The organism is Maribellus maritimus (assembly GCF_022267315.1).
In the GTDB taxonomy this organism is placed as follows: Bacteria; Bacteroidota; Bacteroidia; order Bacteroidales; family Prolixibacteraceae; genus Draconibacterium; species Draconibacterium maritimum.
Genome location: NZ_JAIKLE010000011.1, coordinates 107,555 through 123,492, shown reverse-complemented (window position 1 = coordinate 123,492; position 15,938 = coordinate 107,555). Strand labels below are relative to the sequence as shown.

The 15,938-nt window shown below is 37.5% G+C and carries 13 protein-coding genes; 6 read left to right on the top strand and 7 right to left on the bottom strand.

What is annotated here, in order from left to right; translation table 11 throughout:
- The first annotated feature begins 3 nt into the window (after positions 1-3).
- The gene (locus K5G00_RS11770; protein ID WP_238766360.1) at positions 4-1,692 is read left to right on the top strand and encodes an FAD-binding oxidoreductase; all 1,689 of its coding nucleotides are present in this window, start codon (positions 4-6) and stop codon (positions 1,690-1,692) included.
- Here the strand turns inward: K5G00_RS11770 and K5G00_RS11765 are convergent.
- From K5G00_RS11765 to guaB, 6 genes are all read right to left on the bottom strand, one after another.
- Positions 1,677-3,302, bottom strand: a complete 1,626-nt coding sequence (locus K5G00_RS11765; protein ID WP_238766359.1) for an OstA-like protein — start codon at positions 3,300-3,302, stop codon at positions 1,677-1,679. The two genes, K5G00_RS11770 and K5G00_RS11765, sit on opposite strands and share 16 nt — an antisense overlap.
- Entirely contained in the window at positions 3,274-4,236 is a 963-nt protein-coding gene (locus K5G00_RS11760) for an AAA family ATPase (protein WP_238766358.1), read from the bottom strand. Before K5G00_RS11760 ends, K5G00_RS11765 begins: the two co-directional genes overlap by 29 nt.
- 40 nt (positions 4,237-4,276) lie before the next feature.
- Positions 4,277-5,620 (bottom strand): peptidylprolyl isomerase, encoded by a 1,344-nt coding sequence (locus K5G00_RS11755; protein ID WP_238766357.1) that lies wholly within the window; start codon positions 5,618-5,620, stop codon positions 4,277-4,279.
- Between the two features lie 11 nt (positions 5,621-5,631).
- On the bottom strand, positions 5,632-6,498 hold the full coding sequence (locus K5G00_RS11750) for a hypothetical protein (RefSeq protein WP_238766356.1): 867 nt from the start codon (positions 6,496-6,498) through the stop codon (positions 5,632-5,634).
- Positions 6,491-8,380, bottom strand: coding sequence for a peptidylprolyl isomerase (locus tag K5G00_RS11745; protein WP_238766355.1), 1,890 nt, complete (start codon positions 8,378-8,380; stop codon positions 6,491-6,493). Before K5G00_RS11745 ends, K5G00_RS11750 begins: the two co-directional genes overlap by 8 nt.
- Positions 8,381-8,470: 90 nt before the next feature.
- Positions 8,471-9,946, bottom strand: coding sequence for an IMP dehydrogenase (gene guaB / locus K5G00_RS11740; protein ID WP_238766354.1), 1,476 nt, complete (start codon positions 9,944-9,946; stop codon positions 8,471-8,473).
- Positions 9,947-10,085: 139 nt separating this feature from the next.
- Here guaB and K5G00_RS11735 point away from each other — a divergent pair, with 139 nt between their 5' ends.
- From K5G00_RS11735 to K5G00_RS11715, 5 genes are all read left to right on the top strand, one after another.
- Positions 10,086-11,990, top strand: a complete 1,905-nt coding sequence (locus K5G00_RS11735) for a RecQ family ATP-dependent DNA helicase (protein WP_238766353.1) — start codon at positions 10,086-10,088, stop codon at positions 11,988-11,990.
- A gap of 92 nt (positions 11,991-12,082) precedes the next feature.
- Complete coding sequence (locus K5G00_RS11730; protein WP_238766352.1) at positions 12,083-12,703, top strand: DUF5063 domain-containing protein; 621 nt, start codon at positions 12,083-12,085, stop codon at positions 12,701-12,703.
- Positions 12,696-13,277 (top strand): 3'-5' exonuclease, encoded by a 582-nt coding sequence (locus tag K5G00_RS11725; RefSeq protein ID WP_238766351.1) that lies wholly within the window; start codon positions 12,696-12,698, stop codon positions 13,275-13,277. Before K5G00_RS11730 ends, K5G00_RS11725 begins: the two co-directional genes overlap by 8 nt.
- Before the next feature lie 4 nt (positions 13,278-13,281).
- A complete protein-coding gene (locus K5G00_RS11720) occupies positions 13,282-14,469 on the top strand; it encodes a class I SAM-dependent rRNA methyltransferase (RefSeq protein ID WP_238766350.1) in 1,188 nt (395 codons plus the stop codon).
- 24 nt (positions 14,470-14,493) lie between these two features.
- Positions 14,494-15,204 (top strand): phosphoadenylyl-sulfate reductase, encoded by a 711-nt coding sequence (locus tag K5G00_RS11715; protein ID WP_238766349.1) that lies wholly within the window; start codon positions 14,494-14,496, stop codon positions 15,202-15,204.
- Positions 15,205-15,236: 32 nt separating this feature from the next.
- Here the strand turns inward: K5G00_RS11715 and K5G00_RS11710 are convergent, their stop codons facing one another.
- Positions 15,237-15,824 (bottom strand): hypothetical protein, encoded by a 588-nt coding sequence (locus K5G00_RS11710; RefSeq protein ID WP_238766348.1) that lies wholly within the window; start codon positions 15,822-15,824, stop codon positions 15,237-15,239.
- Between the last annotated feature and the right edge of the window lie 114 nt (positions 15,825-15,938).

The following is a 15,938-nucleotide window of genomic DNA, read 5'->3' as shown; positions in this document are numbered from 1 at the left end:
AAAATGACAAATAAAAATACATTTCAACCCAAATGGAGAAATACTGCTCCTAAGGCAAATTCGTTTCGTTCGATCTTTAAATACGGCGACCCGGAAGGATTTAAACATCCCAACAAAAGGCTGGTTGAAGAGTTGAAAAATACCTTTGGGTTATCAGATATTGATTTTACAAAAAAGGAAAGCACGGGAGATGAAATTGTTGATTTTAAAATTCCATTACAACTTTCAGCTGAACAGGTCGGTATTTTTCAAAATATTTCCGGAAAAGCGAATGTTTCGGCAGATGAATATGAAAGATTAAAATATTCAACCGGGCAAACATTGGTAGAGCACATGAAACTGCGCCGAAAAATAGTGGAGAAGATTTGTGATTTGGTTGTCCATCCGCGAGATAAAAGTGAGGTTGAGAAAATTATTAAATATTGTAATAATGAGAAAATTCCGATAATTGTTTATGGCGGTGGTTCGTCCGTAAATTTTGGTTTGTATCCCGCGATTGGAGGGGTAACTTTGGTTTTGTCTACACACATGAACAAAATTATTGAACTGAATGAAACCAACCAAACGGTTCGGGTTGAAGCCGGAATTTTGGGGCCACAACTTGAAAATGCACTTAACAACTCAAAAGAGAAATTTCAAACAAAAAATAATTTTACCTGTGGGCACTTTCCTCAGTCTTTTGAATATTCGAGTGTAGGTGGTTGGATCGTCACCCTGGGCAGCGGTCAGCAATCATCGTATTATGGAGATGCTGCTGATTTGGTTTTAGCCATTGAAATGGTTACGCCTGCAGGAACAATAAAAACACTTGATTTTCCGGCTACTGCAACCGGACCTAAAATTTTAGATTTGATAAAAGGAAGCGAAGGAATTTTTGGAGTAGTGGTTGAAGTTACCTGGAAAATTCTTAGATACATGCCTGAAAACCGAAAATATTTTGGTTTTATTTTTAAAAATTGGAAATCGGCTGTGGAGGCCAGTCGTGAAATTAGTCAGGGTGAATTTGGAATGCCGGCTGTTTTTCGAATTTCCGACGCTGAAGAGACACATCACGGGTTGAAATTGTATGGAATTGAGGGAACCGTTTTCGACAAACTGATGTCGTTTCGAGGGTTTAAAGCCAAAGAAAGATGTCTGTTTATTGCCACTTCTGATGGCTCCCGAAGTTTTACAAAAAATGTAAAACGACAGGTTAAAAAAATCGCACGCAAAAGCGGTGGAATGTACCTGACTTCATTTCCGGCAAAAAAATGGGAGCCCGGGCGTTATAAAGATCCATACTTGAAAGAAGATTTAATGGATTATGGTATTCTGATTGATACGCTGGAAACCAGTGTGAAATGGGATAACTTGTTTGATGTGCACCAAAAAGTGAGGCAATTTATCAAAGCGCGGCCAAAAACAATCTGTTTGTCACATGCATCACACTTTTATCCGCAGGGAACCAACCTGTATTTTATTTTTATTTTGAAGGAAAATGATTTAAAGGCATATAACGATTTTCAAAAAGGAATTATCAAAACCATTGTAAAAAGTGGCGGAACTTTGTCACATCATCATGGTGTGGGGAAGATGACCGGATTTTTAATGGAAAAGCATCTTGGCAAAAACCAAATGAATGTTTTACGTGCTTTAAAAAAACATTTTGACCCGAATAATATTATGAATCCCGGAGGTCAGTTAGGGCTTTGACTTTCTTCTTCAGCAAGGTTTTTTGTCTCCTCTTCATTTTTGGGAATCTCACGTTGGAAAATATCGTACCGGTTAAGTGGACGCAAATTTATTTTCCAGTCAAATCCGCTCAGACGTCTTTCTTCTTCACTCAGTTGATCCGTAGGTTTTAATTGGCCCTCTGGTTGTTTAAGGAAAATTATTTTAAAAATCTCCCCTTCTCTGAACTTAATCGCAATATTACTGCTTTCTGCCCGGTTTAATCCAATTATTTCTTCTTCCTTTTCTCTTGCATAGTAGAGGGTTTGCCCATTCCCATCCACAATAATGTTATTCAGTTCTTTGTTAATAACAAAACCCGTCATATTTTTACCTTTGATCTGATCAAACCGATTGGAATCCTGCTTTGAGATAATAAAACTGTTATTTGTAAGATGCAATTCATCGGGTGCATCCTGCTTTTGTTGCATTTCAATCATGTCTGCACTTAACTGATGAATTTCTGACCAGATTACCGGATTGTTGTGCATTTGTACCAGTGAGTCTCTGCTGTAATAAACAAGAGAGTCACAAATTCCCTGTATATCTGTTCTGTAAAAACGAACACCGTAAAATGCCTTGACAATTTTTTCTCCTTCAATTGTATCCGGAATTGTTCTTAATGTATCGGCATGCATAAATAAAGTATCATTGTCGGAATACATCATAAAAACTGCCGAGTCGGTAACGGTTGCAATTTCAATTGTTTCGTTGTAATCCGCTTTTAAACCTGTCACAATAATTTGGTTTTCAAAATCTTCAATTTGAACAGTTCCTTTTGCCTTCCCATCACCATTTTCGTCGTTGTATTCAATGTAATCTGCTTTTAACATCTGTTTCTGATTCGAGACTATCGGATTCTTCTGCAGTTCTGCTTCGCCTGTATTTGTATCATACCAGCCCCCTTCTGCATATAAGGTATTTGCCGAATCACGAATAGTTGTCGGCCCTACTATGGTAATTCGGCCGTTAACTGTATTATAATACAAGGTATCGCCGGCCAGCGTATAATCGTCGCTGTATCCTTCTACATCCTTATAAAAATGAACAATATCTTCGTCAACAAAATATTTTCCTATCAGACTGGTTAAAACATTTGTGCTGTCAATAATTTTTCCGTAATCGTCGTAATAGCCAATGTTGGTTTCCAAATCATAATCAAGCGTATCGGAATATAAAGTTGTTGTTTTGTTCACAAATTTTACCGAATCAACCGCTTGAGCAAAACTGATGTCGCCGTCGTAAAATATTTTCCTGGCATAGAGGTGTAAAGTGTCGCCCTGATTAATGTGAACATGGCCAAATGCATCAACCCGGTTTGTCCCGGAATAAGTATAGGCAGTATCGCACCACATAAAAATATCTTTGTGTTGAATTTTTACGTTTCCGACCAAACGCTGTGCATTCTTATTGTTTTCAACTGATTCTCCATATTCAGTATTTAAAATCTGGATTTCTTTCTTTTCCTGTGCATTTGCAGTAAAAATCAAGAGTAAAAAAAAAGCAATCAGTTTATATTTTAAAATAGTGTATTTCAATTCAATGCTAAAGTTTGCAGATACATTAAAACAATTTCGAAATGATTTCCTCAACGGAAATGTTTTCAGCTTCAGCTTTGTAATTTTTAATAATCCTATGCCGCAAAATTGAAGGTGCAACAGCTTTTACATCTTCAATATCGGGGGAATATTTTCCATGTAAAGCCGCATTTGTTTTTGCGCCAAGCACCAAATATTGCGAAGCACGGGGGCCAGCCCCCCATTTCAAATATTGGTTTGAAACAGTGGCCGACAAATCATTTCCTGGTCTTGTTTTGGCAGCCAGGTTGACAGCGTATTTTAAGACGTTGTCGTTAATCGGAACTTTACGTATCAATTCCTGGAAATAAATTATTTCGTTACCTGAGATCACCGGTTTTAATTCGACATTCAAATTTGAAGTAGTATTTTTTACGATTGTAATTTCATCATCAAATTTGGGATAATCAAGCCACACAGAAAACATAAACCTGTCGAGTTGAGCTTCCGGAAGTGGGTATGTTCCTTCCTGCTCAATCGGGTTTTGAGTAGCCAAAACGAAGAAGGGTTTTTCCAGTTCAAATCTTTGCCCAGCGGCAGTAACTGCCCTTTCCTGCATAGCTTCCAAAAGAGCCGACTGTGTTTTGGGAGGAGTCCGGTTTATTTCGTCAGCCAAAATAATATTGGCAAAAAGCGGCCCCTGAATAAATTTAAACTGGCGTTCCTTGTCAAGAATTTCAGTTCCGATAATGTCAGATGGCATTAAATCGGGAGTAAACTGGATGCGGTTATATTTTAGTCCAAGAATTTTTGCAATACTGGTCACAAGCAGTGTTTTTGCCAGTCCCGGAACACCAATCAGCAATACATGCCCGCGGCTAAAAAGAGTAACTAAAACCTGGGTTACTACTTCATCCTGACCATATATAACACGTGATATTTCTGTTTTAAGTTCTTCAAATTTTTTCTGGAGTGCATCCAATGCTTGAACATCGTTTTTAAAATCCATCCGTTTTCTTTTTTCAGATTGTTTTGCGGCTTTTTATAAATTATTTTATCCAGTTATTGAATTTAAAATTACAGTTGGCATAAGTATCGTCAATCCGGATATAAGTTTCCGACTGACGTTCGGAGATCCATTCCTGAAGAACCCCTTCTTTCTTTTTTGCTAAATACATGTCGGCCAGTTGTTTGTAGTCGTCCTGAATATTTGCTTTGTGTTCTTCAACTTTATCCAGTAATTTGATTATTTTATAGATAGGTTGTTGAGTGTCCGGATCTATTGTTTCAAAAGGTTTTGAAATTTCATTAATATTCATGGTTGTTAACAACTTACTTACGTCACTATCTAATTCTTCAACCGAAAATTTCGATGACATTGTATTTGGGTTTATGGCTACCCCTCCGCTGTTGCGGGTATTTTTATCGTTGGAAAACATCATTGCGGCTTCATCAAAAGGAATTTCTCCTCTTCTGAGAATATTTGCCAAACTGTCTAATCTTTCATAAGCTAGTTCCTTAGCTTCAACCGACGGTTTTGGTTTCATTAGAATATGCCGTGTTTTTACTTTTTCTCCACGCTTATCGATAAGCTGGATAATGTGGTATCCAAACTCACTTTCCACGACGTTTGAAACCCTGTCTTGTTTTAAATTAAATGCAGCCGCTGCATATGAAGGATCAAGTTCACCACGTCCGTAATAGGGGATTTCCCCACCGCTTCTGCTGGCTCCGGGTTCTTCAGAGTACATTGCTGCCAGCATCGTGAAACTGGTTCCTTCCTCAATTCTTCTTTTATAATCCCTAAGCTGTGCTTTTACCCGGTTCTCTTCTTCAACTGAAATCTGAGGTTTTAAGGTAATTTGAGCATATTCATATTTTGTTGGAATGGATGGAATTTCATCCTGTTTCAAATTTCTGTAATTATATCTTACTTCGGAGGGTGTAACAGTTACATCCTGAACAATTTTGTTTTGCATCTGTGAACTCAATAACTGATTACGGATTCCTTCCTGCATATCAGACTTGATGATTGCAATGGGTTTTTGAAAATGCTCCTCCACTGCTTTTTCCGAACCTATACGTGAGATATACATCTGGATTTGCGCATCCATTTGCTGGTTCACCTGACTGGGGGTTACTTCAATCAAAGTATCGAGTTCAGCCTCTGCAACCAATAATTTATCGATGAGCAGATTTTCTAAAATTTCACATTTCATGTCTCCTTCTGATGTTATACCGGAAGCTTGTTGCTGGATGGTCATATATTCGACGTCTGACTTCAAAATTATATTTCCACCAACGATTGCAACTATTTGGTCAACTATTTTATCCTGTGCTAATGCTGAGGTTGTTACCCCCATGATCATCAGGACAATCCAAAATTTTGTCATATTCTTTAGTTTCATCTGTTTTCCTTATATATTTTAAATTTATTATTACGTATTCCTTCTGTATACACGTTTTCTTCCATTTGTTTCAGAAAATCAATCTTTCTGCGGTTCAAAATCAGGTTTCTTATATTTTCATATACAAAATCAACAGGTGCTATTTCATTTCTCAGTTTATAATCCAGAATGCTGACAAGATAATAATAATCCGCATCTGTCAATTCAAATAAGGTGTTTCGTTTTAGAAATTCTCCTGGTTCAGCAATATCATGAGGGATATTCTTCAATACTGCTTCAAAATCAACCCAGTTATCTGTAAAAATATCAAACCCCTTGGCATACTGCAAACAGTATTCTCTAAGTTCATTCAATCCTTCAACCGCAGTATTGCTGCAGAGTAGTTTTATTTGATCCGGATTTGCAAACTCTGCAGGAACTTTGATAAAAATAGCTTTTACAATATTTTGGCTGAGATTGAAATTTTCCTGATGGTTTTGGTAGTATTCCTCAATCTGCATATCAGTAACCAGGGTGTCCATCCGCTGTTTTATCAACTCATTTTTGTATTTGTATATTATCAGTGAGTTTCGGTAATCTTCAATTTCGCGGTTCAGATTCTTTTGTTCCTGGCTCAGGTTTTCTTCTGCTTTTTGAATCAACAGTTCTTTTTTTACCCATTTTCGGACATAATCGTCAGCAATCACAGTACTATCCTCTTTTTCAATCCCGCCGGGAACAACTGACGCGATATCACTTTGATAAAGTTTTTTATCACCTACTTCGGCAATGACTTTTTTCCCTTTGTCAGCCTTCTCATTACAACTGAAAATGAATAAGCCGACAAGTATTACAAGCCCATATTTTTTAATAAAATCAAACACCTTGTATTTTTTTCAATAGTTTTTTGTTTACTTTTATTTTATACTTCCTTTTTAGACTCTTTATCCACTCTTCTTCCAGATAATGCTGATAATCTGAAATATATAACCCTCTGGCTTCATCAAGTTTTTTAGGCTCGGGTGGAATTTTGTCTCCACGTATGAAAGTTGTTTCTGTACTAAAGTCTTCTGGTTCAATGCCATTCCATACGTAATAATCTACCACCGGATTGTTTCCTTTTTCCCAGGCACCTTTGGTTATTGTAATTTTTTTCCCCTCTGCACTTATCATATCGGAAATTTCTTCGTCCGACATTCCGGCAGCAAAATATTTTTCAGCTTCTTCCCTTGTGGCCTGGTCGTTACATTGGATAATATAGCCCTTAAAACGTTCCTCCCAAGAGTATTTTTTGGGATTGTCGCTGTAAAATTTCTCTAGTCCCGTGGTATCTTTTGCAGCAAAATTCCATATTTTTTTTTCCGAAATATTAAAAAGTAAAATACCATCGTGATATTCTTTCATTAAATACCTGAATTCAGGGTATTTTTCTTCCAGTCTTGAATCTTCCAGTTTGGTAATTTCATACTCGGTCCATTCTTCCAGATAATCACCATATTTGCTGTTTTTAATATTCCTCTCTTCCAGATAATCGAAGAATGATTTAAAAGTAAACTCGCGGTCATCGATGGTAAACAAAACCATGGATGTATTTTCCGGTTTGGTTCCTGTTTTTAATGAGCCAATTGGGCCAAAATTTTCCTGATACCCGTAATCTTTTTTTAGCTTTTCGATAAAGGCTTTTTTACTGGAGGTGCTCCGAAGAGGATCTTTTTTTATACGTGCCTCAATTTCAGGTTGAAGTTCTTCAAATGAACCAATTGGCTTTTCATCCAGTTTTTTTATGATATGAAACCCGTAAGGAGTTTCAACCGGTTTGGTATAGTCGCCAATATTCTGTATTGCAAAAGCGGGATCTGAAAAAGCCGGGAGCATTCTTCCAGCCGAAAACCATGGCATTTCGCCTTCTTGTTGACCGGAGCGTTTATCGTCGGAAAGCTTTTTCGCAAGCTCTGAAAATTGAGCTCCGTTTTCAAGAAGATTATAAATGGAATCTATTTCAGATTTTAAATGTTTTTTTACCGATTCAGTTAGTCCCGACCGAGGGAACATTTTCATAATATGGGCAACCTTTATTTCCCCCCTGTTTTTTCTCTTTTCGTGAACTTTTATTAGGTGATAACCAAAAGAACTACGAACAGGTTTTGATACCTGGCCAACCGGAGTGGTATATGCGGCATCTTCAAAAGGTGCTACCATTGTAAAAGCAGAAAAATACCCCAGATTTCCCTTATTTGTTTTTGCCGACGGATCTTCTGAATATTCAACAGAAGCTTCATTAAAATCTTTTCCGTCAAGAATTTCCTGTCGTACTTTTAGTGCCTTTTGTAATACTTCTTTTTCTTTTTCAGGAGAGGCATTTTTGTCTAACATAAAAAGTATATGGCTCGCATTCACTTCCTGCAACATGCGGTCATACATTTTTCTGTCCAATTCCTGTTCAAAATTAATATCGGTTAAATAGGGTGCTGCAAGTTCTTTCCTGTAACTGGAAAGCTCATTTATAAAGGAAGCACTGGTATCCATTTTCAGGCTTTGTGCCTCAATAACTTTTAATTTAAAATTGATAAAAAGCTCCAAATACTCTTTGGGAGACTTTTTATCATTATCGTTTTGTAAATTGCTGTTGTTTTTTTTATAAATACGTTCAAATTCATCAAGACTTATCTTTGTTGTATCAATGGTAAGAAGGGTTTCGCTTTTTTGTCCCCAAACCACAATAAACGAAAAACATAAAAAGAATAATGAACTTAATGTTTTAACCATTTCAAACTATTTAGTTGTTAAAACAACATTTCAGGCTAAATCGTATGTTTTAATTTTCTAAAAAATGTTAACCACACCCAATCAGTAAATCTATTGGCGGCTACTATAGTTTGGTGCTTCCCTTGTTATACTTACGTCGTGCGGGTGGCTTTCCTGTACACCGGCTGCCGAAATACGCGTAAATTTGGCATCTTGTAATTTTTCGATGTTGTTAGCACCGCAATATCCCATACCTGCACGCAAACCCCCAATGAGTTGGTATAGCACCTCATAAAGTGACCCCTTGTATGGGACACGCGCAGCAATTCCTTCGGGAACAAGTTTTTTTATGTCTTCTTCAACATCCTGAAAGTAGCGATCTTTTGAACCTTTTTGCATGGCTTCAATTGATCCCATTCCACGGTACGATTTGAATTTTCTCCCCTGGTATAAAATCGTTTCACCGGGCGATTCCTCAACTCCGGCAAACAGTCCGCCTGCCATTATTGAATTCGCGCCTGCCGCTAAACCTTTCACAATGTCGCCGGAATAGCGAATGCCACCATCGCCAATAATCGGGACTCCTGAACCTTTTATTGCTTTTGCGACACTGTAAATAGCAGAAAGCTGGGGGATTCCCACACCTGCAATCACCCTTGTTGTGCAAATAGAGCCAGGTCCAATACCGACTTTTACTGCATCGGCACCCGCATTAACCAGGGCAACTGCAGCCTCAGCAGTTCCTATATTTCCGGCAACCACATCTTTTTCAGGATATTTTGCTTTTATTCTTTTCAGCATTTCGATTACTGCTATAGAGTGGCCGTGTGCTGTATCGATAACCAATGCATCAACCTGCGCTTTTACCAACTCATCCACACGTTCTATCGTATCTGCTGCAATTCCAATTCCGGCGGCGACACGCAAACGACCTTTTTCGTCTTTACACGCCAGTGGCTTATCTTTTGCTTTGGTGATATCTTTATAGGTTACCAGTCCGATTAGTTTATTGTTTTTGTCGACTACCGGCAACTTTTCAATTTTATATTTCTGAAGAATTTCAGCCGCTTTTTCAAGGTCGGTTGATACACTTGTGGAGACCAGGTTTTCTTTGGTCATCACTTCAGAAATTTTTCGGTTCATATTTTTTTCAAAGCGCAAATCGCGGTTGGTGACAATACCAACCAGATAGCCGTTGTTATCGACTACCGGGATTCCTCCAATTTTATATTTTGCCATAAAGTCAAGCGCATCGCTTACTTTCTTTTCCGGTGTTATGGTAATCGGATCATAAATCATCCCGTTTTCGGCACGTTTTACTGTTGTAACCTGGTGAGCTTGCTCTTCAATCCCCATATTTTTATGGATGACACCAATTCCACCTTCACGTGCAATGGCAATCGCCATTTTATTTTCGGTAACCGTATCCATTGCTGCTGTAACAATAGGAGTATTAATGGTTATTGACCTTGTGAACTTGGAAGACAGATCTACTTCGCGTGGCAATACTTCTGAATACGAAGGCAGTAACAAGACATCGTCAAATGTTAATCCTTCAAAAACAACTTTTTCCGACAGAAACGACATGTGCAACTGTTTTTTTATGATTTAAATAATGCGCAAAACTACAAAAAAATAGCGTACTACTAAGGAATATTTTTTTTGTTGAGACCATTTTGAACAATAAAAATTGTTAAACCTTAAAATCATTTCTTAATTTGTATTAATGGAAGATTTCAGGCAGATATTATTACGACATTGGGGGTATTCGCGGTTTCGTCCGTTGCAGCTTGAGATTATTGAATCAGTTGCCGATGGCAAAGATACACTTGGTTTAATGCCAACAGGTGGGGGAAAGTCCATTACCTTTCAGATATTTTCACTTTCAACAAAAGGAATCTGTCTTGTTGTTACACCACTGATTGCTCTAATGAAGGATCAGGTAGAAAATCTGAACCGCCGGGGAATAAAAGCACTCGCAATTCATAGCGGAATGTCGTCGCTTGAAATTAAGATATCTCTCGATAATGCTGTTTGGGGCGATTATAAGTTTTTATATGTATCGCCTGAGAGGCTGAGTTCAGAACGTTTTTTGGAACGACTGAAACAGATGGATGTTAATTTAGTCACCATTGATGAAGCACATTGCATTTCACAGTGGGGATACGATTTCCGTCCAAGCTACCTGCAAATAATAAAATTACGTGAAGTTTTACCCGATGTTAAATTTTTGGCTTTAACAGCTACAGCCACCCCTAAAGTTGCGGAAGATATTCAAGAAAAGCTTGGGTTTAAAAAGAAGAATCTTTTACAAATGTCGTTTCGCCGCGAGAATCTGAATTATCTTGTTAGGAGTGTGGAGAATAAGGCTGGTTACCTATTGGATACTTTGCGGAAAGTTTCGGGATCGGGCGTCATTTATGTACGTAGCAGAAAAGCTACGCGCGAAATCTCGGATGAACTTAGAAAGCATAAGATTTCAGCTGATTTTTATCACGCCGGATTGAGTAACCAGGTGAGAAGTTATAAACAGGATTTATGGATTGAGGGAAAAACAAGGGTAATTGTGGCAACCAATGCATTTGGAATGGGTATCGATAAGGCAAATGTACGTTTTGTAATTCATTGGGATGCACCGGATTCGCTGGAAGCATATTACCAGGAAGCAGGAAGGGCAGGCCGCGATGGGAAAAAGGCAGCTGCAGTTTTGTTATTTAATAACGCGGATACAACCAAACTAAAAAAACACGTTACAGTTGCTTTCCCGGAAATTGAAAATATAAAAAAGATTTACCAGTCGCTCTGTAACTTTCTTCAAATTGCCGAAGGTTACGGAAAATCTCAGGTGTTTGAATTTAGTCTTCAAAGTTTTGCGCAGGCCTTCAAATATCAGCAGGCTATGGTGTACAACAGCCTCAGGATTTTACAACGTGAGGGCTATCTTGAGTATACAGAAGAAGTAGATAATCCCTCGCGGGTTTATTTTATGGTTTCACGCGATGATTTGTATAAATTCCAGGTAGCGAATGCGGGTTTTGATGGGTTTATAAAACTAATCCTTCGGTCGTACACAGGGCTGTTTTCAGGATACGTTGCCATCGACGAAGAACTTCTTGCCAAACGCGCAGAACTTGACCGCGAAAAGGTATACAATTATCTTAAACACTTGCGGAAATCAAAAATAATCGATTACATTCCCAGAAGCCAAACGCCGTTTATTTATTTTAACCGGGAACGAATAAAGCTTGAGCGCCTGAAGGTTTCGAAAGAAAATTACGATTTACGTAAAAAGGATTTTCTAAACCGGGTAAACGCTGTAATTCATTACGCAAGCAGCAAAACAAAATGCCGCAGTCAGCTTTTGCTAGAATACTTTGGGGAAAAGGATTCTATTCGATGCGGACATTGCGATGTTTGCAAATCGGTTGAAATGCTTGAAATAAGTAATATCGAATTTGAAGAGATTTCAAAAAAGATAAAAAAAATAATAAAAGAACCCTGTTCTTATGAGAATTTGTTATTGCAACTTACCGGCAATCAGGAAAAAATGCGCCAAACGGTAAAGTGGCTTCTTGATAACAATAAAATTGTTTTTAGAGTTGATAATAAAATTGAATGGATTGAAAATTAAAGTGTTATGTAGGTATTTATACAGCTGTTTTCTTTGTGGTATATTCATAAAATCTTTTTTATATTTTTGCATCGGTTTTCGAGATAAAAAAAATGGAGGATAAAATACACGAATTGGTTTATTCAAAAGCTGTGATTGAATTTGTTACCGTTGCAAATGAATTTTGCAAAGCGATTGAGGCGGTTAACAGGTTTCCGGTGATGGAGAATCTACAGAAAGTTCAGAAAATATTACCACTTTTATATCTGAAAACTACTATGCTCCCCAAAACAGAACGTGTGCAGGATGATGAATTGGAGAAATATGTAAGCGAGTTGGATTATAATGTCCTTCACCAGAAATGGCTACAGGCATTGGGCGAGCACGATAGTTTTTATGAAGTTTTTGATCCTTCAATACAATTCGGACAGGAAACAATGACTGCCAGCATTGCTGAAAATTTAATGGATATTTATCAATCGTTAAAAGATTTTCTGATGGCTTACAGCATGGGAAATGACGAGGTGATGAATGATGCATTATTTCAGTGTAGTTATAGTTTCGAGGAATATTGGGGACAAAATCTTGTGAATGTTTTGCGTGCGGTTCATCAGCTGGTTTACGGAGAAGTTGATTTTGACGAGGCAGATGATAAAGAAAAAATAAAACCGGGAAGCGGCAATCCGAAATGGCTTGACGAATTTTGGGGAACCGGAACCGACGAGGATGAATAATATGTTTAAAGAAAGTATTTCAAAAGAAGAAATGACGGATTTGCCTTTAAAATGGTTTGAAGGTAATATTTTTCTGGTTGACGATGTAGAAAAAATAAATTATGCCGCAACTGTTTTAGCCGGGCAATCGGTTATCGGTTTTGATACCGAAACAAGGCCGTCATTTAAAAAAGGTGTGGTGAATAAAGTTGCTCTTCTTCAACTCTCTACAAAAAAACAAGCTTTCCTTTTTCGTTTAAATAAAATAGGATTACCCAAAGAAATCATTGATATTCTTGCAAATCCGGGTATTATAAAACCAGGCGTTGCTATTCGCGACGATATAAAAGGGCTGCAAAGTCTTTCTTATTTTAAACCTGGTGGGTTTATCGAATTACAGGATTATGCCAAAGAATTGGGAATTCAGAATTTTAGTCTCAAAAAACTGGCTGCCATTGCTCTGGGATTTCGAATTTCAAAATCACAACAGCTTTCAAATTGGGAAGCTGACGTTTTAACCGAAGCGCAGGAGATTTATGCTGCAACCGATGCCTGGACGGCTTTGGAGATATTTGAGAATTTTTCAAACAATTAATTGTATGGCGGAAAAGACGAGAATTGTCCTGAAATCAGGAAAAGATCAATCATTAAAGCGTTTTCACCCCTGGGTATTTTCGGGAGCCATAAAAAAAACCTATGGAAATTTGAATGAAGGCGATTTGGTGTCTGTTTATTCCAACAAAGATGAGTTTTTGGGAATTGGACATTACCAGATTGGATCCATTGCTGTTCGGATTATTTCGTTCACCGAAATAGAACCCAATTACGATTTTTGGAAAAGTAAAATAGAAAGTGCCTGGGAACTCAGAAAAAAAATGGGGTTTGTTGAGCACTCCGAAACCAATGTTTTTCGTCTGATACATGCTGAAGGAGATGGAATGCCCGGATTAATAGTTGACTATTACAATGGAACAGCTGTGATGCAAATGCATTCTATAGGAATGTATTTTATTCGTGAAGAGTTGGTTAAGGTAATGAAGGATGTTTTGGGTGACCATTTAAAAGCAGTTTATAATAAGAGCGCCAAAACATTGCCATTTAAAGCTGAAATAGAACCTGAGGATGGTTTTTTCTTTGGCGAAAGCAACGAAACGGAAGTTCTGGAATACGGGCTGAAATTTAAAGTTGACTGGGAAACCGGGCAAAAAACAGGATTTTTTATTGATCAACGGGAGAATCGGCTGTTGGTTCAGAAATATGCAGAAGGTCGTGAGGTTTTAAATATGTTTTGTTATACCGGTGGTTTTTCATTTTATGCCATGAAAGGAGGGGCAAAACTGGTTCATTCGGTTGATGCTTCAGCCAAGGCAATCGACCTGACGAAAGAGAATGTGGAATTAAATTTTCCAAAAGATTCACGTCATGATGCTTTTGCCGCTGATGCTTTTGAATACTTAAAAGATATTCAAAACAAATATGATTTAATTATTCTTGATCCACCCGCATTTGCGAAACATAGGAATTCGTTACACCAGGCACTTCAGGGATACAAAAGAATAAATACACGTGCTTTTGAACAAATCAGGAGCGGAGGCATTTTATTTACATTTTCATGTTCGCAGGTGGTTTCGAAAGATAGGTTTAGAGAAGCTGTTTTTTCGGCAGCAGCCATTTCGGGGCGAAAAGTGCGCATTTTACATCAGCTCACTCAACCCGTTGATCATCCGGTAAATATTTATCATCCGGAAAGCGAATATTTAAAAGGGCTGGTTTTATATGTTGAATAGTCTGGTAAACTTAAAGATAAAATTATGAACGGTTTAGATAAAGCAGAGTTTTTAAATACAGAATTGCATCAGATGTCGGTGATTGAAAAAATGAGATATCTGGCTGAAACATATACGGAGAAAATAGTTTTTACAACCAGTTTTGGTTACGAAGATCAGGTGATAACTGATTATATTTTCGCGCATAATTTTCCGATTAAGGTAATTACGCTTGATACCGGGCGTTTGTTTGAAGAAACATACAAAGTTTATCGCAGTACAGTAGAAAAATACAAAAAGCCAATTAAGGCATATTTCCCACCCGCTGAGAAGGTGGAGGAACTTTTGGAAAAGAAGGGACCCTTTAGTTTTTACGAATCGTTGGAAAACAGGAAAGAGTGTTGTTTTATCCGGAAGGTGATTCCATTAAAACGCGCTTTAAACGGTAATGAAATCTGGATTACGGGTCTGCGTGCTTCACAGTCGGATAACCGCAGTGATATGAGGGAATTTGAGTGGGATGAGGGCAACCAGATTATCAAATACAACCCACTGTTGGAATGGAGTTTGGAAGATGTGAAGGTATATGTATACAAAAATCACGTACCATACAATGTTTTACACGATAAAGGATTTGTAAGTATTGGCTGCGCTCCCTGTACCCGTGCTATCAGGCCTGGTGAAGATTTCCGTGCAGGTCGGTGGTGGTGGGAACAAAATTCAGGAAAAGAATGTGGGTTACATTCATCAAAGTAAATAAATAAGCTGCATTTTGAATTTTATTCAGTTTAATTGTAGTTTCCCTTATAGTCAATACTGGCTTCAACAGAAACTGTGGCAGAAACATGCAAAACCATATAAAAATTGACCGGATAATGAGATGAGTAACCATGAAAAGAGTATTCAAAAACAGTAGTTTCTGTAAGATAATCATTTACCTTGTTGAAATATCCGTCGAGTGTATATAGTTCTTTAAGTAAGACAGATTCTGCAACCTTTACAGGTGGTATTGAATATGTATAGTATTCAGGACTCGGATCTGAAACTGATTTCTCTTCCGGTAAATAAATTTTTCCGTTAATCACCGCATCTACATCTCCCTCAAAATTTCGGAACTCGTATTGTATTTTAGTGATTTTTATCTTTTTTATTTTATCGGGTGTTCCTATTGCATTGGCAACATCAGGATGCGATAGAATATCGAAATATCCCTCAAAACTAAAAGTGGGATTTTGCTCATTCGTTTCTTGTTTATCTATCTCTTGAAAAACTTCAAAAGTAATTGGAACATCAACATTTTTTTTTATTAGTTCATCACAGCCAGTTACAATAAATAGTGTAAGGCCAATTAAAACAAAGTTTTTTACAGGTTTCATACGATTGGGTATTAATATTATATGATAAATTCAAACTTATCGCAATTCTACCTCATTTGAAATACCTAATTATAGCTAATTTTCATTCATAATTCTATAGATTTCCCGATAGAA

Excerpts from the sequence above, each read along its gene's own strand:
- K5G00_RS11770 (WP_238766360.1), top strand. The coding sequence starts at position 4 with ATGACAAATAAAAATACATTTCAACCCAAATGGAGAAATACTGCTCCT.
- K5G00_RS11760 (WP_238766358.1), bottom strand. The coding sequence starts at position 4,236 with ATGGATTTTAAAAACGATGTTCAAGCATTGGATGCACTCCAGAAAAAA.
- K5G00_RS11755 (WP_238766357.1), bottom strand. The coding sequence starts at position 5,620 with ATGACAAAATTTTGGATTGTCCTGATGATCATGGGGGTAACAACCTCA.
- K5G00_RS11745 (WP_238766355.1), bottom strand. The coding sequence starts at position 8,380 with ATGGTTAAAACATTAAGTTCATTATTCTTTTTATGTTTTTCGTTTATT.
- guaB (WP_238766354.1), bottom strand. The coding sequence starts at position 9,946 with ATGTCGTTTCTGTCGGAAAAAGTTGTTTTTGAAGGATTAACATTTGAC.
- K5G00_RS11735 (WP_238766353.1), top strand. The coding sequence starts at position 10,086 with ATGGAAGATTTCAGGCAGATATTATTACGACATTGGGGGTATTCGCGG.
- K5G00_RS11730 (WP_238766352.1), top strand. The coding sequence starts at position 12,083 with ATGGAGGATAAAATACACGAATTGGTTTATTCAAAAGCTGTGATTGAA.
- K5G00_RS11725 (WP_238766351.1), top strand. The coding sequence starts at position 12,696 with ATGAATAATATGTTTAAAGAAAGTATTTCAAAAGAAGAAATGACGGAT.
- K5G00_RS11720 (WP_238766350.1), top strand. The coding sequence starts at position 13,282 with ATGGCGGAAAAGACGAGAATTGTCCTGAAATCAGGAAAAGATCAATCA.
- K5G00_RS11715 (WP_238766349.1), top strand. The coding sequence starts at position 14,494 with ATGAACGGTTTAGATAAAGCAGAGTTTTTAAATACAGAATTGCATCAG.
- K5G00_RS11710 (WP_238766348.1), bottom strand. The coding sequence starts at position 15,824 with ATGAAACCTGTAAAAAACTTTGTTTTAATTGGCCTTACACTATTTATT.